Source organism: Salmonella sp. SJTUF15591 (genome assembly GCF_043356435.1).
GTDB lineage: Bacteria > Pseudomonadota > Gammaproteobacteria > Enterobacterales > Enterobacteriaceae > Salmonella > Salmonella enterica.
Map to the genome: position 1 here is coordinate 522,021 of NZ_JBEUJO010000001.1, position 17,366 is coordinate 539,386.

Annotated in this window: 19 protein-coding genes, 1 tRNA gene and 1 pseudogene; 11 read left to right on the plus strand and 10 right to left on the minus strand. The window is 46.3% G+C overall.

The features are described 5' to 3' along the window. Window positions 1–22: 22 nt before the first annotated feature. Genes ABVM99_RS02590 through ABVM99_RS02610 form a run of 5 tightly spaced genes read right to left on the minus strand, consistent with a single transcriptional unit; the run spans window position 23 to window position 4,808 of the window. Entirely contained in the window at window positions 23–613 is a 591-nt protein-coding gene (locus ABVM99_RS02590) for an ATP-binding cassette domain-containing protein (RefSeq protein WP_000947454.1), read from the minus strand. Next, complete coding sequence (locus tag ABVM99_RS02595) at window positions 607–1,404, minus strand: ATP-binding cassette domain-containing protein (RefSeq protein ID WP_000950205.1); 798 nt, start codon at window positions 1,402–1,404, stop codon at window positions 607–609. Before ABVM99_RS02595 ends, ABVM99_RS02590 begins: the two co-directional genes overlap by 7 nt. Then, entirely contained in the window at window positions 1,398–2,210 is an 813-nt protein-coding gene (locus ABVM99_RS02600; protein ID WP_023195345.1) for an ABC transporter permease, read from the minus strand. Before ABVM99_RS02600 ends, ABVM99_RS02595 begins: the two co-directional genes overlap by 7 nt. Continuing rightward, a complete protein-coding gene (locus ABVM99_RS02605) occupies window positions 2,200–3,174 on the minus strand; it encodes an ABC transporter permease (protein WP_393926617.1) in 975 nt (324 codons plus the stop codon). The genes ABVM99_RS02600 and ABVM99_RS02605 overlap by 11 nt, the downstream gene beginning before the upstream one ends. After that, complete coding sequence (locus ABVM99_RS02610) at window positions 3,174–4,808, minus strand: ABC transporter substrate-binding protein (RefSeq protein WP_023195344.1); 1,635 nt, start codon at window positions 4,806–4,808, stop codon at window positions 3,174–3,176. The genes ABVM99_RS02605 and ABVM99_RS02610 overlap by 1 nt, the downstream gene beginning before the upstream one ends. Window positions 4,809–5,489: 681 nt before the next feature. Here ABVM99_RS02610 and ABVM99_RS02615 point away from each other — a divergent pair. Then, window positions 5,490–5,804, plus strand: coding sequence for a TRL-like family protein (locus ABVM99_RS02615; RefSeq protein ID WP_000182479.1), 315 nt, complete (start codon window positions 5,490–5,492; stop codon window positions 5,802–5,804). Window positions 5,805–5,952: 148 nt separating this feature from the next. Continuing rightward, a complete protein-coding gene (locus ABVM99_RS02620; RefSeq protein ID WP_000929982.1) occupies window positions 5,953–6,483 on the plus strand; it encodes a cytochrome b in 531 nt (176 codons plus the stop codon). A gap of 82 nt (window positions 6,484–6,565) precedes the next feature. Here ABVM99_RS02620 and ABVM99_RS02625 read toward each other — a convergent pair whose 3' ends face one another. The 3 genes from ABVM99_RS02625 to ABVM99_RS02635 all read right to left on the minus strand — a co-directional run bounded on the left by ABVM99_RS02625 (window position 6,566) and on the right by ABVM99_RS02635 (window position 8,840). Next, window positions 6,566–7,609, minus strand: a complete 1,044-nt coding sequence (locus tag ABVM99_RS02625; RefSeq protein ID WP_023195343.1) for an exo-alpha-sialidase — start codon at window positions 7,607–7,609, stop codon at window positions 6,566–6,568. Between the two features lie 338 nt (window positions 7,610–7,947). Continuing rightward, the gene (locus ABVM99_RS02630; RefSeq protein WP_031623085.1) at window positions 7,948–8,415 is read right to left on the minus strand and encodes an Hsp20 family protein; all 468 of its coding nucleotides are present in this window, start codon (window positions 8,413–8,415) and stop codon (window positions 7,948–7,950) included. Between the two features lie 197 nt (window positions 8,416–8,612). Next, window positions 8,613–8,840: a hypothetical protein gene (locus ABVM99_RS02635; RefSeq protein ID WP_077684031.1), complete on the minus strand. Its 228-nt coding sequence runs from the start codon at window positions 8,838–8,840 to the stop codon at window positions 8,613–8,615. A gap of 701 nt (window positions 8,841–9,541) precedes the next feature. Here ABVM99_RS02635 and ABVM99_RS02640 point away from each other — a divergent pair. Beyond that, a complete protein-coding gene (locus ABVM99_RS02640; protein WP_023195341.1) occupies window positions 9,542–9,886 on the plus strand; it encodes a c-type lysozyme inhibitor in 345 nt (114 codons plus the stop codon). A 754-nt stretch (window positions 9,887–10,640) separates the two neighbouring features. Here ABVM99_RS02640 and ABVM99_RS02645 read toward each other — a convergent pair. Both ABVM99_RS02645 and pagC read right to left on the minus strand, forming a co-directional pair. After that, a tRNA-Arg gene (locus ABVM99_RS02645) sits at window positions 10,641–10,717 on the minus strand. 404 nt (window positions 10,718–11,121) lie between these two features. Next, window positions 11,122–11,679, minus strand: coding sequence for a virulence membrane protein PagC (gene pagC / locus ABVM99_RS02650; protein WP_001649802.1), 558 nt, complete (start codon window positions 11,677–11,679; stop codon window positions 11,122–11,124). Between the two features lie 804 nt (window positions 11,680–12,483). On the opposite strand from pagC, the gene pagD reads away from it, so the two are divergent. The 8 genes and pseudogenes from pagD to ABVM99_RS02690 all read left to right on the plus strand — a co-directional run bounded on the left by pagD (window position 12,484) and on the right by ABVM99_RS02690 (window position 17,140). Continuing rightward, the gene (pagD, locus tag ABVM99_RS02655; protein ID WP_024133154.1) at window positions 12,484–12,747 is read left to right on the plus strand and encodes a virulence protein PagD; all 264 of its coding nucleotides are present in this window, start codon (window positions 12,484–12,486) and stop codon (window positions 12,745–12,747) included. Window positions 12,748–12,878: 131 nt separating this feature from the next. Further along, the gene (cspF, locus tag ABVM99_RS02660; protein WP_001537306.1) at window positions 12,879–13,091 is read left to right on the plus strand and encodes a cold shock-like protein CspF; all 213 of its coding nucleotides are present in this window, start codon (window positions 12,879–12,881) and stop codon (window positions 13,089–13,091) included. A 416-nt stretch (window positions 13,092–13,507) separates the two neighbouring features. Further along, a complete protein-coding gene (locus ABVM99_RS02665) occupies window positions 13,508–14,029 on the plus strand; it encodes an RICIN domain-containing protein (protein ID WP_023195340.1) in 522 nt (173 codons plus the stop codon). A 180-nt stretch (window positions 14,030–14,209) separates the two neighbouring features. After that, window positions 14,210–14,449 carry a virulence protein MsgA gene (msgA, locus tag ABVM99_RS02670; RefSeq protein WP_000497451.1) on the plus strand — a complete coding sequence of 80 codons (240 nt, stop codon included), beginning with the start codon at window positions 14,210–14,212 and terminating at the stop codon, window positions 14,447–14,449. Window positions 14,450–14,937: 488 nt separating this feature from the next. Next, window positions 14,938–15,726: a hypothetical protein gene (locus ABVM99_RS02675; protein ID WP_023195339.1), complete on the plus strand. Its 789-nt coding sequence runs from the start codon at window positions 14,938–14,940 to the stop codon at window positions 15,724–15,726. Between the two features lie 321 nt (window positions 15,727–16,047). Then, the gene (locus tag ABVM99_RS02680) at window positions 16,048–16,254 is read left to right on the plus strand and encodes a hypothetical protein (RefSeq protein ID WP_023182055.1); all 207 of its coding nucleotides are present in this window, start codon (window positions 16,048–16,050) and stop codon (window positions 16,252–16,254) included. Window positions 16,255–16,416: 162 nt separating this feature from the next. After that, window positions 16,417–16,515, plus strand: a pseudogene (locus ABVM99_RS02685) (phage tail protein); the annotation flags it as partial. A 445-nt stretch (window positions 16,516–16,960) separates the two neighbouring features. Next, complete coding sequence (locus ABVM99_RS02690; RefSeq protein ID WP_071785964.1) at window positions 16,961–17,140, plus strand: hypothetical protein; 180 nt, start codon at window positions 16,961–16,963, stop codon at window positions 17,138–17,140. Window positions 17,141–17,366: the final 226 nt, after the last annotated feature.

The window sequence follows — 17,366 nt, forward strand, 5'->3', positions numbered from 1 at the left end:
AATGCGGAGAAACGACTTGCGGCTATTCCACCTGTAAATGGCGGGTACAGACTTGATCAAGTAGCGCAGACTGATGACTAATCACCAACATCCCTAATGAACGGCTGCGGCACACCTCAAGCACGTATCCCCATATCGCTTTTTGAATAGACGGATCGAGTTGCGCCGTCATTTCGTCGGCAATCAGAAAACGCGTTCGTGGGTCAAGCGCGCGCAGTATCGCAATACGCGCCAACTCCCCGCCTGAGAGCTGCATTGGCCGACGCGTCAGCCACTCGGGCTGCACATGCAAACGCCTCATCGTTTCCAGGTCAGGCTGCCAGGCATCACGCACAGCGTCTCCGGCGCTTCGCCAGGGGTTAAACGTCAGTTCAGGATGCTGGGGGACCAGCTGTACCGGACAATACTGATGCAGGGGTAGCGGGCTGCCGTCCAGCAGAACATCGCCCGCCGTCGGCTTTTGCCATCCGGCCAGGACGCGCCCCAACGTTGTTTTCCCCGTTCCGCTTGGCGCATGAATTCCTACCCGTTCACCGGCAGAAATCGTAAACGTCAGGTTCTGCCATAAGACTTTCCCGCCCTGACGAATAACGAGGTCGCGGCAGCTTAGCATTCTATTCCCTCTCCGGTCGGCATAAATAACGGGTTTAGTTCAGGCAATGCTTGCCATTGCCGTTTTAACGGCTCACTCATCTCTTCCGGCTGTAACTGCTCGCAGCGGATATTGTCCGTGATATAACCCTGATGCAGCGCCACAATGCGATCGGCATACCGCGCCGCCAGCAGCAGGTCATGAGTCACCCACAGCACGCCGCATCCCCGCTCGCAGAGACCTCGCAAGTGCTCAAGCAACTGGTTTGCCAGTGCGGTATCAAGCCAGGCGGTGATCTCATCCGCGAGGATATAACGTGCCTGGCTGAGCGAGGCGTGGCACGCCAGAATTCGTTTAGCCATCCCGCCGGAGAGCTGGCGGGGAAAGCGTTCCAGGACTGTCGGTGCAAGATCGCTTTGCTGTAATAGCTGTACCATTTGCGTCTCATCCCAGGCGCGTCCGGTCAGATGACATGCTCTGTTCAAATGTTTTCTGATATTCAGCATGGGATTAAGCGCCTGTACCCCCTGCGGCACGTAGCTAAACGTATTGCCCCTAAGCTGCCTGATGGTATGTCTGTCCAGCCGGTTGCCATCAAGCGTAATCTCCCCCCGAAAGCGTAAATTTTCCGGCAGCAGATCGAGCAGACATTGCAGCAGCAGACTTTTGCCCTCCCCGCTGCCGCCAACCAATGCCACCATTTCGCCGGGCGCGATATCAAAAGAGACATTCTGTAATAACGGCGACCAGCGTCTCGCGCCATACCAGCGATAACGCGCGCTTTCCAGCGTAACCTGTTGTAAACTCAGCATACGTCACTCCTTAGCCACAGCCGCTGAATGGCGCGCGCAAACTGATCGAAGAGCATCACCAGCGTGAATAACATTAGGCCGGGAAACAGCACCAGCCACCAGTTACCATGGCTAATAAACCGTAACGCATCCGCCAGCAACAGCCCCAGCGAAGGCTCATGCGGCGCCAGCCCAAACCCCAGAAAACTTAACGCCGCGCTGTGCAATACCGCATGAGGAAACATCAATAACGTTCCCGTCAACCATTGCGGCAATAGCGCCGGAAAATAGTGATATCGCCAGCAATAAAGGTGTCCATGCCCCAGACGATAGGTCAATGACAGGTAGTCACTCTGCGCTACCCGCTCCGCGTCGGCGCGCAGAATCAGCGCCAGACGGGGCCAGTGCGTTAACGCCACGGCCGCAATGACGCCGCTTTTACCGCCGCCGAGCGTAAAACAGATAAGGATCAGCAAAAGTAAATGCGGCATGGCGAGCATGGCATCGGTTATCAGCCGCATCAGGAGATCCAGCCGGGGATGAATGCGCGCCACTGCCGCCATCACTAGCGCGATAACGCCGCTGCACAGCGCGGCGCCAACGCCAATTTGTAAACTGGTGAAGGCCCCCTGAAAGCAACGAAGCCATACATCACGCCCCAGATTATCGGTGCCAAACCAGTGCTGGATATCAGGCGACAGATGCCGGGCAAGCAGATTAACCTCTGGCGGCTGGCTCAACGTGGCATAACCGTATCCGGCAATAAACAGCAGACAGGTAACGGAGAGGATCAGACGAAACAACGTCGGGGCAGGATTATAGAGCATCGGGACGCTCCAGCGATCGATTAAGCACCACCACAAGCCAGGCTGAAATCGTATTTCCGGCAAACACTAATAGCGTACAGAATAAAACGATCCCCATGAGTAGCGGGACATCGCCACGCAGGCCGGCATCGATAGTGGCCTGTCCCAGCCCCGGATACGCAAAGACTTTTTCTGCCAGTAACGCTCCCCCCATCAGTTCGCCCAGAGAAGCAAACTGTAAGCAGAGCGCTGGGGTAATCGCATGACGTAACACCTGGTGACGTAACAGCGACCATCCTTTATCCCCCTGAGCGCGCGCAAAACGAATAAATTCGCTCTTCATTACGCTGGCTATTTTTTCTCGCGTATGCAGCGCAATTTTCCCCATGCCCAACAGACTTAACGCACATACCGGCAACACAAGATGGCGTAAACGTTCCGATAAAAGAGCTGTTCCTGCATTATTTCCGGGGTCCCAGGCGCAACAAACAGGTAATACCGGCCAGCGGACGGCAAACAGCGCCAGCAACAGCATTGCTATCCAGAAGGTGGGCAACGATGACAATAAGTAGCTGATACGGCAAATCATCTTATCCGGCCAGCGGTGGAGAAAACGTCCGGCCAGAAAACCCAATGTCACGCCCAGCACACCAGACAATAGCCAGGCGCCTGCCAGCAGCGCGAATGACGTCGCAAAACGTTCCCGGATCACGCTGGCGACAGGCATGTTGAACAGCATGGAATACCCCATGTCGCCCTGGAGCAGACGCCAAAACCAGTGACCGAAGCGCTCCCACAGCGGCTGGTCAAGCCCCCAGCGCGCCGCAATCCGCGCATATTGTTCTGGCGGAACATGGAGCAGATCGTTGCCAATATAAGCACGGATAGGATCAACGGGCGAAAAGCTAAGCAAAATGAAGGTACCGACAGCCACCAGCACCAACAGAATAATCAGCCGCAAAAAATGACTGAAGAACAATTTCATCACCGACAGGTCCAGGTCCAGTCATCAAGATTGTTTAACACCGACCAGCTACCGTGGATTTCTGGCGCGCCTTTTCCCAGATCAATACAGGGGTTGGCCAGATAGGTATGCTGAATATTAAGCAGCCATGCCCATGCCGCATCGCCCTGGACGCCCGCGCCCTGCTTCCCATCCCACTCAACCTGCTGCCAGAAAGGGATCGCCTTTTGCCAGTCAGGCGCATCTATAGCCTGTTTCAGATGTGCTTCTACCGCAGGGTTGCTGTAATAGCCCGGGTTATAATATTCCACACCAGCGGCTTTCCCGCTGTAGTGATGGAAGAGTTCCATCGGGTCCAGACTTCCCCAGCCAAACAGCGTAGGGTTAGCGTGCATATGGCGCTCTACGGTTTCCCAGCTTCCCGATTGCAACGAGACGACAATGCCTAAAGGCTGCAACATGGCGCGCACCGCCTCGGCCAGATCCCGTCGGGTGCTGTCGCCACTGGCATACCATAAGGTCAGACGCGCTTCTTTACCTGCTTTTTCACGCACGCCCGCACGGTTTATCTTCCAGCCAGCCTCTTCCAGGATGGCGCGCGCTTTTGCAATATCGCCATCGCTGAATACCACTGAAGGATTTTGCCACGGCAATCCCTGCACCGCGCTATAAGCGGGTATCGCATGGCCTTCCATCACCTGTTCCGCCAGTTGCTTACGATTAATGGCATAGTTAATTGCGCGTCTGATAGCGACATCAGCGGTCACATCGTTGCCGACAGGATAACCGTTAGTATCCTTTTTACCGGCAGGCACCATCGGGAAGACAATGCCCCGGTTTTCAACGCTATCGCGTACCCAGAGTTTAAGATTATCCTGCTGCGGGACCACCGCCATAGAAGGGGCAATGCGCACCAGACCTAACTGTCCGCTGCGCGCGGCGGCATAAGCATTATCTTCATCCAGAAAGACAAAAACCAGCCGGTTAAAGTCATTCTTTTTACCCGCATACCAGGGATTAGCTTCAACGATCAGTTGCTGACCCGGCTGAAAGCTGACCAGTCGGTATGGACCGGCGCCTATCGGTTCGCGGGCGAACGTTTTTTCATCATAACGGCTGGCCGGAACAATCCCTAACGACCCGAGTACATTCACAAAGGTGCTCTGCGGATGGCTCAGCGTCATCTCAATTCGGCGCGCATCCAGCGCTCGCGCATGACTAAAGTTGCCCATGTCAATTTTACCGCCGCTCTTCGCCGCTTTGTTGTATGTAAAAACGACATCTTCGGCAGTTAATGGCGAGCCATCGGAGAATTTCAGCCCGGGCTTTAAGGTTAGCGTCCAGATTTTACCGTCGGGGCTGGTATCCACTTTTTCCGTCAGTAAATTACCCCAACTCATGTCGGCGTTTTGCTTAAGCAACGGCGCATGAAGCAATAAGTAGCTGCCGTGGCTCCAGCCCAGCATAGGATCAAAGCCTTCCGTTGGCTCAGGGCCAATGGCCAGCTTCAGGGTACGACCATCTGCCGTGTCCGACGCGGCGAAAAGCGACGAAGTGAATACCAGAGTCAGCGCGCACGTCACGAGCGCCAGTTTGCCTTTAATCATCAATTTATCCCAGATTATACGTTGTTTTTGTTCCTCCCGGCGCAGCATAAACGTCGGGAGACCTCCTGAGGACGGCATTATGGCGAGCATTTGTAATGAAAAAATTGATGCAGAACAGAAAGTATGACGATCTTTTAAAAACATCATACGCACAAACGTCGGGAGCGCCAACGTGGGCTAAAGGCCGCTTTTGACGGGGATAAAACGCAAGGGAAATGACGCCAGGAATACCGGGTTAATTAACGCCATCTTATTCTCTTATTTCCTTTCTATTCTGTATTACGTCTTCCCATCCGACGCTGTTCATTTTCTCAACGTTATTAGTCAGTACTGAAACGTAAGAAGGTATCGTAATTAGCGCTTCCTGGCTTTAAACCTAAACCAATATTAAACGAACCGGGCGTTAATGAAACTTACCAGCAGAACGCCAGTCATATGGCAACCCGATGAAATGACATGCTATGGAGTCCAACCGAAAAATGTTAACGCCGCCAGGGCTCGTGATGATTTTTTTAGCCGTACTGTTCTCATTGCTGACAGGATGCGCAAGTTATAAAAACACGGCATGGGGAATATATCCGGCTTCAACGGATATTTGTCCATCAGGTACGACATCAACAGGAGGGTGCAAAGAGTAATATCGCATATTTAATATACACCACTTTTTAAATGACTGTCCGGACATTTTCGGACGGTAAGTTTTCTATTAATTTATAATGGACTAATCCCATGACAAATAAAAAACACATTTTTTCAATTATCTTTATTGGTTCTCTTTTAACGGGGTGTGCTACAGGACCATCACCGACAGGGATTGGCTTATATACGGATGTTAAAGGGCCAATTACTGCCACGAGTCTCCCGGCAACCAAAACCGGTAAAGCGTGTGCGCAAACGGTATTGGGTATTGTAAATACCGGCGACGCATCTATTGATTCAGCGAAAAAAGCGGGCGATATTTCTTTAGTGTCGAGTGTTGATTATGAAACTACAGGCTCATATCCGTTTTATGGTAAAACCTGTGTTGTCGTAAGAGGACAATAACAACAGTAAGCCGGCGATGCCGCCGGCTTTTTATCCCATTTTACGTGCCGCTATCTCTGTCTGTTCCTTGCGACTCAGCCCCCGCTTTAAGGTTCTGTTAAGATTTTACGCATACCCTACAAGCAGTTGTGAATAAAGGATAATAATAATGGCACATTTCTCAAGACTGCAAATAACGCTTCACTGGTTAACACTGCTCCTGACAGGCATCGCATATGCGGCTATTGAGTTACGGGGGTGGGCGCCAAAAGGCTCCAGCGTTTACCTGTTTATGAAAGACACGCACTATGATATGGGCGTTCTGGTCTGGGCGCTGATGTTTTTACGGTTATATCTTAAACACAAATACCCGGATCCGGTCATTACGCCTCCCCCTCCTCACTGGCAGCACGTAGCCGCTAAATTAATGCATATCGCGCTTTATCTCACTTTTCTCGCCTTACCGCTGCTGGGCGTCGCGATGATGGCGTCAGGCGGGAAAAGCTGGAGCTTTTTTGGTTTTACTGTACCGGTATTTTTGACGCCAGATAGCACCCTAAAATCGGATATAAAGCGTATTCATGAAATGCTGGCCAATATCGGCTATTTCCTGATTGCCATGCATGCAGCAGCGGCGTTGTTTCACCATTACATACAAAAAGACGATACATTTTCAAGGATGTTACCCGGTAAATCATGACTATTTCGGCCATCCCGGCGTGAGAGAGCACGCCGGGCAAGGCATTATTATTCCAGCGCTATCGGTTTCGACTGATAGCGCCTTATACCGTTTGTAATCGACAATATACGATATTTTTCCGGTTCCACGTGTAGGTGATATGTACGACGCCGCCCTCGCTAATAATAGCGGGATAAGAATACTCACCGTGGTCACTTTCCAGGTCCAGTAGCGGTAGCCATGATTCGCCATTATCCTGGGAAGCAATCAGTGAAAGCGGATAGCGCTTTCCCCAGTTGCCGTTGACCGGATTTAACGCAAGAATCAGCGTACCATCCTGCATACTAACCAGATCGATACCACTATTATTATTCGGTAAAGATGTCGCGCGGGTAACAGACCAGGTAGCGCCATAGTCGATTGAATCACTGCGAAAAATTGCCCCGCGTGTGCTTCGTAACAACATATGGATATGCCCCGGAGAAGACTCCCACAGCGTAGGCTGAATAACGCCATCCCAGCGCAGGAGGTTTTCCAGACAACATTCCCACAACACCCCCTTTTTTATACCATCCCACAACGCTACGTTTGTCCCGGAAATAGCGTTATCAGGCTCCAGCGGTACAAAAGAGATATTCCAGTGTTTTCCTTCGTCAGAGGATCGATCCACAAATGCCCTCCACCGTTCAGGGCTTTCAATCGACCCTGGCGCAATCCAGGCGCCATTTGATGCCAGCAGGAGTTTATTTTTCACGGGACCGCGCGGCAAAATATCACCGTTGACCAACGGAGCTGGCGTACTCCAGGTAAATCCTCGATCGCTGGAGGTGATAAACCAGGTTTTCCACACGTGTACGTCGCTGCCTACTTTATAAAATAACCACAATTTATCCGACAAGTAAAATAACACCGGATTCCAGTGCGCTTCCCCCTCGCGTGCCGCCACTCGCTGCGGTGTTGTCCAGATATTATGTTCATAGCGAGATAGCCAGATGGCTGTATCTTCGCTTCCTTCGCGCAACCCCGCGAACCATGCGGCCACGAGCGTACCGCACGGTAAGCGAACAAGCGTAGAGGCATGGCACTGGAAGGACTCGGTTCCGCTTTCCGGTAAAATAACCTGCCGATTGACGAGCGCTAATTTCATACCTGCCTCGATTAAATAAGGTAAAAAGCATCAGCTTTTTTATGTATGAAAGTAGTGTTAGCAGAAATAGCATCAACGCGGTGAAAACGATGAACCGCTATACGAATTTATGTTCAGATATCGCGCCCATAACAGGCAGAATGTCGAGAGTGGACAAAAATTGGACTGACCTCGCGGATAATTCCAACTTACCGCCGTCCAATGGCGACGAGGTCAGTGGCACGGGATAATATAGAGGTCAGGGCTATAATATTTAGCGATCTGTGCCTACAAGCATGACGGGATACTTTTCGCTACAGGCAATGAAGGCCCGTCTAAGCGGGCCTTCATTAACGCGATTATGATTTGTGTTCAATCGCCTTTGGTTTGCTTTCTATGACAATTTTTTTCGGTTTCTCGCTTTCAGGGATCTCCTGGTAAATCTCGACCAACAAGAGGCCCTGTTCCAGTTTTGCATTATTCACCTTAGCATGTTCAGGCAAAGAAAAACTCAACTGGAAATCCGTCTTACGGATACCACGATAAATCCAGTGCGTCTGATCCTCTACCGTCTCTTCAGTGTGTTTACCCGTAATATTCAGGTTGCCGCCAACCGTTTCAATTTCAAGCTCTTCCTCTTTCCAGCCAGGAACGCTCACGGTAAGCAGATAGTTATTCGCATCGCGCTTTTGCAGATCGTAAGCTGGCGTCGCAGCGACTGGCGTATCTCCTGTTAATTGACTGAAAAGTCTATCAATACGGTTGAAACGGTCAGAGAAAAGAGAATCAGCAAACACGGGAAGTGCTGACAAGGTTCTGAGTGCCATCATTAACCTCCTGAATCACTATTCAAAAGTTCAACATCAAGGCAAGCATTGCTTGTCCACTGACTACATAGGGACGGAAAAAACATTTTCAAGCCTATAAAAGCCTTTTTTTAGTCACGAATTTAAGTGGTTAACGAAAAGTCTCATCCCGTTCATTGCCATTTCCGCTGTCCCTTCATCTTTACAATTTTTCTTCATCATCGCAATTGATAATGATTATCAATTGCATTAGTGTATACAGGTTGGTTATGGCAGTGACCAACGCCCTTCTCCATTATCAAACCCAGCGCCGCCTTCGGGCGGCCTTTTGGGAGGAAATATGGTCGCCAAAAATAAAATTCACGGTCGTCGTATTCGTCAGTCTCTGCAACAGTTACATCATCGTTGTCTTTTTCAGCAACTGGCGGTAAGCCCACCAGGAGCAAAATATGTTTCAGTCACCGCTGAAACAAAAAACTGGCTTATTCATCTTGTGACTTCAGAGGGTCGCTAGCACGCGGTAGTGACTGTACATGTTGTCGCTAAAATTTTAATGAAATGACATTTATACACCTACAATTTGCGCCCGGCTACTCCGGGCGCCATACCTGAAGATATGACCCCCGTTGCCAACTGACTGGAATTTTAGCTATCGTCTCCGACGTAGAAAAATTCGATATCTTTATTAAACCATTTATCAATGTTGTGCCACATCAGACAACCGGTCAGAAAACTTGCGATCAATATCCCTCCTATAAGCCACTTTTTCACATATACTCCTGAATAACCCCTGTTGATGCCATTATCTGATCGATAATAAAAAGACCATCATTTGAAGAAATAGTTTCACTGACAGATACCGTATGAAACGAGACAGTGAACAGTACCGTTTTCTTCGGTTTTTATGCCATAGTATTGAGCAGTGGTGACAATCATTTTCTATCGCACCATAATGATTTGCAGCCTATAGTTTATGATTTTAAGATTTGTCTACTCATCACATATGTCATGATGGATAAATTATAATACGCTTTTCTGGCGCACTTTTCGTCAGTAAACAGGAATACTACAGCATTCATCGTATTGATGCCGCTTTATCTCCCGTTCTTCAGGGAATTAACGACAATTTTATGCACAAAGGATACTAATGATGAAACGTAAATTGATCCCATTTACCCTCTTTCTCGCTGCGCTTAGCGCCAGTACCACCTCTATAGCAGCTACGCAGGAGATTTCTAAATCTATATACACCTGTAATGATAACCAGGTTATGGAGGTGATTTACGTCAACACCGAGGCTGGAAACGCCTATGCGATTATCAGTCAGGTAAACGAGATGATCCCGATGCGGTTAATGAAAATGGCCTCCGGAGCAAATTACGAAGCCATAGACAAAAATTATACTTATAAACTTTATACCAAAGGCAAAACGGCTGAACTGGTAGAAAGTGATGATAAACCTGTTCTCAGTAACTGTTCCTTAGCTAACTAACCTTAAGAAATGCCTGAAGACTCATCAGGCATTTCCACTTCAACCTTCCTGTAACGTAACGTTAAAGAATATGTGAATCACTACCATAGTATAATGGCTAATTAGTAACCACTTTTGAACATGGTTAATCCTATTTTTAAAGAAAAGTTCGAACTGTCTGAATTGTCGTTGTTGAGCGTTTAAATGTTTTGCTTTATTAAGTGGCCCAGGTAGAATTCGCAGCGGCTGGTAACCATTCATATTCGCACTATTGAACGATCACCGGCCAACCGCGCCAGGGTCTTGCATACGCTCTGGCGCGGTTAAATCCCCAGACCATAAACGAAATCACTGGTTTCTACTATTGATCGTATCTTTCACGTTAACCTGCATTATGCTTGCCCACCTGATGTAAAAAGACACCGCTCTGAACCATAGGGTGTGAATTTTATTTTATAAAAAATTGCGGTGCCGGGTGCCTCCCGGTGAACCATACCACAGTCAATATGGTTCGCGAGGAACATTAACTATTTGACTGGACGCCCCGCCGCAAAGGGGGATTCACCGCATAAGAAAAATCTACAACTCACAAGTAATAAAAGACAATAACATTTTTGTGCATTTTTTATAAATGACTATCTTGTCACGTAATAAATGAAATTATTCTGTAACAGGATTGCAAGACAATACTTATTCAAAACTGAAGTGGTCAGTGGGAGTCGAACCCATATCATCAGCCTGACACTGAGGTAATAACATTATACGATAACCACATTGGACCGCCACCGAGGCCTCGAACCTCGCACCATCAACTTAGGAGGTTGATGCTCTATCCAGCTGAGCTAGTGGCGGCTGGGGACTTCTGCCAGGCGCAAAAAAGGTGCTCTCCTGGATAAAATACATACCTTGCTACTTTTCAGTAGTCGTTCAACGGCAGGTACAATATGCGAAGGCGGTCACAAAATCTTGATGACATTGTGATTAATTCCAGGAAAATTTTTCAGAGTGAATCTTGTGAGATCTGGCGTTATTTACACCAGATTTTCCTTCCTGCTTATTACCTACCTGAGCAACCTTGATTGCTTACCACAATCCTTTATCTGTGCTTATGCTGGTGAGATGTTATGTACAGCGTCACTATGACGAAGAGAGTATGACGAAGAGAGAAAAGACAGGCAGGTACGTGTTACTGGTAAAGAAGCCCTGTTGTGTGACTGGCGGTGCGGAAGGCGAACCTTCCGCATAGCTTATGCTTTTCAGAAACGGTATCCAACCCCGACGTTGAAGCCGTTTATTTTTGTAGAGGAGATGTTGCTTCCCTCATACCCAACATCGACGACGATATTCTCCAGCGGATTCATCTGTACACCCGCGCCCCAGGCAAATCCCGTTTTCCTTGAGGAAATTTTGTTAGAAAAAGAATCGCCATCCTGAGTGGAATGTTCTTTAAATGTTGCCTTTACCGTGCCGACACCCGCCAGCGCGTATAACGAAAAATTGTCAGACAATCGATAGGCTGGCCCAACCATTAAAGAACCGTACTTCACCTCAAACTTGTCATGGTAATGAATACCTTCAGGCTCAATAGACCCGGAAGCCTGGCTGTCTCCATATAAGTAACTTAGCGAGGAAATAAAACTTACCGGAGAGTCATCCTCATAACGGTATTTCACATTTACCCCTCGAATATTTTTGAAATCCTGAACTTTACTTTGTGCATACCCCACGGAAAAGGCGTTAGTATCGGCCTGTGCAACATTTACAACCAAAACGCTTGTAGTAATAACTAAAGTGGATAAAATAATATTTTTCATAACAACTCCTTAATACTACTTATTATTTACGGTGTGTTTAAACACCTGCAGTACCGATCCGGCATTCAGTTATCGCCACTATGCCGAATCGACAAAACCACGAATAATTCACCACTATCGCTCCTGATGCGTTTACTTCCTGAAAGATATTTTTACTACCGAAGCGCTCTATCGCTCATTAAGGTAACCGGTTCTACAATGTCATCTAACTTTTATAGATTTGAATGCTAATTTTTCTCACGCATATATATTTAACAGAAACCATAAAGTGTTTAGCCACTATAGAACAACAAACTCTCCATACAACTATTTGATATTTAAATAAAAACCTCACAACCACATTAAGAGACCTGACGCCGATCGGCTAAAAACATGTCATTAAGCAAACTCACCATATAACCAGAACATATCGCATTGTGCTTCACAGTCCTCACGTGACGCTCCAGCCACAATACCGTATATGCCATCGCTGGCACCGTAATCATATTCACCATGATGCTTAGCACGATTTATTTCCGCTCCGATTTAATCTTTTAATATGTCTATCAGTTACAACATTTCTTGTTATAAGAATAGAATCAACACCACAATTCCAACATAAATATCACCTGTGTTGAGAGAGAATTTACATTCCAGAAAAATAATAACGGACGCAAATATTGAACACGCGATAAAAAAGTCTATTTCGCTATAAAACCCATTATTATTAAGAGTGGTTAACTCTTCGTTGAATAAAAAATGCCAATGACGTTCCATAATTCATTAGATGAACTTCACAAGTCATTACATATAACAGGAGGTGTTATGAGACATCATGCTTTTATGCTTTGGTCATTACTTATTTTTTCATTCCATGTTTTGGCCAGTTCAGGCCATTGTTCTGGTTTACAACAGGCATCATGGGATATTTTTATCTACGATTTTGGTAGTAAAACCCCGCAACCACCTACAAATACTGATAAAAAGCAAGCCAGGCAGATTAGTTCACCTTCCTGCCCGACGACAAAACCCATGATGTCCGCACCAACCAACGACGCCAGGAAAGGGAATACTTTCTCCAGTACATAATGTTATTTATCTACAATGGTGCCGAACGACTACTTTTAGCCATCCGGAAATCTTGATTGCCATCAAATATAGCTGGCATTATTTTTCCTGACGTGTATAGTGCGCCTCGTTATCCCCATTAAGGAATTTGTTTGTCTCGTAAAATGACAGGAATTGTCAAAACCTTTGATTGTAAGAGCGGTAAAGGTCTCATCACCCCCTCCGATGGACGCAAAGATGTTCAGGTCCACATTTCAGCATGTCGCCAACACGAAACAGAAGCGCTTATCCCCGGTATACGCGTTGAGTTTTGTCGTATTAATGGCCTCCGCGGACCTACCGCCGCCAACGTTTATCTTTCATAATTCGTCACTCGGCATTTTTTCAGAAAAATTTAGCGAGCCCGTATACCTCCGCAGTCTGCTATGAGGCTTTGCCTGAAAGGCTGCAGAATGTTTTCAGTGGCGAAGATCTAAAGGATTTATTTTGCTAATGACTCCCGTGACCTCTTTTATCATATATCGGGTGTCCCCCCCCTTCTCACTTTGTTTAACGTGAAGAAATGTACAGCCGTTTTTCACTGTGATAGCATCTAATATTGCAAAAGTATTTAACGTTATATACCCATCGTCACAGGAGTGGCTGGCTGCGCGCATTTAACCGAAGTATTTATGTGATTCTATCGGAATTATCTCTATTGCCGCTCAAAGCTACGTCATATTCAGTGGGTATAAATCGCCAATATAGTTGTAACGCTATTTATTTTTAGGGTAATAATTGAATGACTTTGCTTTCAGGAAAAACCACACTGGTTCTCTGCCTCTCCTCTATTTTATGTGGATGTACGACGAACGGTTTACCCGCACCTTATAGTATTAATTTGTCGTTCCCGGTCATTACACAAAACCAGATTAATTCCGGTGGTTATTACATAAATGACGCGGAACAAATTCGGACAACTGATGGTCTGTGCCTTGATGCAGGCCCAGATCAACAGAATCGTTTGACGCTGCGGGAGTGTAAGCATGTGCAATCTCAGCTTTTCTCATTTCACCGAGATAGAATCACGCAGGGTGAGAAATGTCTGGATGCCGCAGGACAAGGTACAAAAGAAGGCACACCAATCATTCTTTATTCATGCACGGGTAATGATAACCAGCGCTGGCTCACTGATGATAACAAAATTAAGGGGAAACAGAGCCGAAAATGCCTGGGCACAAATAGCATTATTGTCAGAAAAGGCGACCCTGTTGTGTTGGCCGATTGCGATTTTAGTCGCGCCCTGGAATTTACCATCAGGTAGCAGGACACCGCTGTGAAGAGAGAGCCGCTAACCTCATGACACGACAACAGGTTAGCGACCTTTACTTCCACGTGCGGTCACGTCCGCAACGTCAGGATGACAAAACGGCGGCTAAACCTTGACACCAGTTATATACCCAGCTTAAATACTGGTCATCCAACCAGTAAAAAGGAAATGGCGATGTTCGTCGAACTCGTTTATGACAAGCGAAATGTTGAAGGTTTGCCAGGCGCACGCGAAATCATCCTCAATGAACTCACAAAACGCGTACATCAACTTTTTCCCGATGCGCAAGTGAAAGTTAAGCCAATGCAGGCGAACGCATTAAACAGTGACTGTACAAAAACCGAGAAAGAACGGCTGCACCGTATGCTGGAAGAGATGTTTGAAGAGGCTGATATGTGGCTGGTCGCCGAATAACGCCCCCTCCTGCGAAAGCGACATATCCGATCGAAAACAGCGCCCTGAGGCGCTGTCTGTGACGATATAACGCAAACGCCACCACTCAGAACATGTTGTTGTTGATATCTCAGACCGGTATGTGGAACCGACATTCATCGCTTCACTGGCCTGTCGGTATGAGTAGCCCTTATCAACAATCAGCTATGCGCATTCCAGCCTGAACTCTGAAAGTACGTTTGGTTTTTTTGTTTATTAAGAGCCTATCCCATTAGACTCTTTTATTCGCCAAACTGGCTTTAACGATTACGCCTACTGGGATAGGTTCTAAACTTATCATCAATACGTAAAATACCTATTTACGAACAAAAAGTAACAGGTAAAAATCCGAAATAAAACCAGCATAACTAAAACTTACTGCAGATATGCACACGCATTATTACTATGTTTCCAGGATAGTCTCGACCAGTCAAGGCATCTATTTTATATAAAAAAGGGAAATACTTCACATGAATAAAATACATGTTACATATAAAAATCTCTTACTTCCGATTACCTTCATCGCGGCAACTCTAATTAGCGCCTGTGATAACGATAAAGATGCCATGGCGGAAGCTGAAAAAAATCAAGAGAAATACATGCAAGAAATCCAGCAAAAAGAGCACCAGCAATCAATGTTCTTTTACGATAAAGCCGAAATGCAAAAAGCTATTGCCAATATCAACGCAAAAGGTGGAGCCAATCTTGCGATTATTGAAGTCCGTTTCTTCAAGGGCGGGTATTCATTCATTCGACAGAGTGTTAACACCGCTGCTAAAGTAGAGATGTTTAAATTTAACAACGGCTACTGGGGGGGACCTTCGCCTGTCAACTTAACCATCTTTGGCACTATAACAGAGGAGCAAAAACAAGAAGCACTAAAAGAAGCTTTATTCAAATTCGACTCGATCAATTTCAGCATTATACCAGAGCGTATTCAGGAAACAATTAAACGCGCTAACGCCAGTGGCATCATTTCCGTTACGGAAGATAGCGATATCGTTGTACGAGCAGAGATAGCTCATAATGGCGAATTCGTCTATGACATTACCATCACTGCTAAAAATACAGGACGTGCGGTAATGACCTTAAATAAGGATGGTTCTATTGCCGGATATGAGACCAAAGAACCTTTCGACCCCAAAAAAGAAGCCGAAAAAGCACAGCAACTTGTTGAACAATCGAGAAAAGACATTGAAAGTCAGCGTAAAAAAGCAGCTGAAAAGATGAACGAAATACAGCAGACATTTAAAAAATAGTAGGCGATACAAACATTGATAAAAATTATAGCGCGAAAGAACACGTGCCAGGTACTAAAGCACTGCCTGAAGACAGCGAATCGCCATTTCATTCTCTGGCACTGTAATTTTTCGTACTCAAAATATTTATTTATTGAGCCTTTTGTGGATAAACAGGTGAAGTTATGTGACGCCAGGAACCTGGTCCAGCGGGCGTACTTGTTGGAGCCAGTGTAAAGCCGGGCAGCGCGCAGAAACCGGAGCGTACACGTTGTACGTGAGAATTTCGAGCACTGCCCGACCTAAAAATGGCGAATAAGATAGATATTTTAAAGAGGTAATATGAAGAATTTTTTCAAAATAATTACTGATTTCATCGCGAATATTTCCCTTGATCTATTTGCTATATTTTTATGCATGCTATTCGTATACAAAACAGGACCATCAATTGGTGTGATATCATTTTTTATTGCGTTAATTATGTATATCATTCTTCATTTTATTTTTTACTCATTTCGTGAAAAAATCATAAAAAAAATATTCAAATAAGTATTTAAAATTACTGTTTTGAGCTACAAATTCAGCGCAATAAAACAGAGCAACTTAAAAACAAAAAATTAGATGTAGCGAGGTGGAAGAGGACTGCCATGTACTGGACCATGCGACAGGTCGGGAGAGGAACGTACGGGAAAGAGTGCAATACTGTCATTGATGGCAAGAGATGATGAGCGACGAATGGAAAAATACAGGGTGTTGGTAAACCGTGTGGACACATCAAAACCTGACTGGCCTGACAGGCCTGTAAGCCAGCAATATAACGTTGTGAAAAATCAGGCTGGCGTTAATAAAACACACCAGCCTGAGGTAATATTCAGTTCAGGATGAGCTGATGAAACATAATAGCCTGATATACCCTCAATCCTGATATGGTTGATATAATTTTCTGTAAAAAACTAACAACCACAAACCAGACACCACCCCGGTGGCGTCACCTCACCTGCTGGATAATGGTCACACCAGCTTGGGCGAATAAATGCTTCGGGGCCTGACGGCCAGCCACGGGAGGCGTGTTTTGTATTATCTGGTGGGGGTTTTGAATCACTGGCAGCCATCGCCGATGCCGAAAAGGCTGTAGCCGACAACACCAGAAGCAATGGGAAAAATACACGATGTCTCATAATATCACCCGTAAATATTAAGATTATCCTTGCTGTTAACTTCCCTCACTTTCAGCATAACTCATGCTTCATCATCATTGAATAAACAATTAAGTTTGTTGAACGAAAATTTACTTAAAGAAAAAATAATAAGCCTTAATATTTTTTGCAGTATTTCAACTTATAGCAGAATAAATGTGCGTAGATGGCGTAAAAACCTGATGAGCAGGAATATCGATAGCCAGCAAATCACTCCTGTGGTAATGCAGGACATCTGATGACTGTGAAGGTAGCTTCATCTGTAGCGCCGGTGAAGTTCAGCGATTTAAGTGAAAAGTAGCCAGCAGGCGCTTCTGCTGGTCCATATTCCTCTATTTTGCCAGGCCATACTGGAGCGCCACCCGGGTATCTGCCAGAGCGGTCCTAAGCTAATAAATATAAACAGATAGCAGCTACTGCCTACCTCAAGGAGTATGCACTCATGATCATTTAAAGCTCTTTTAA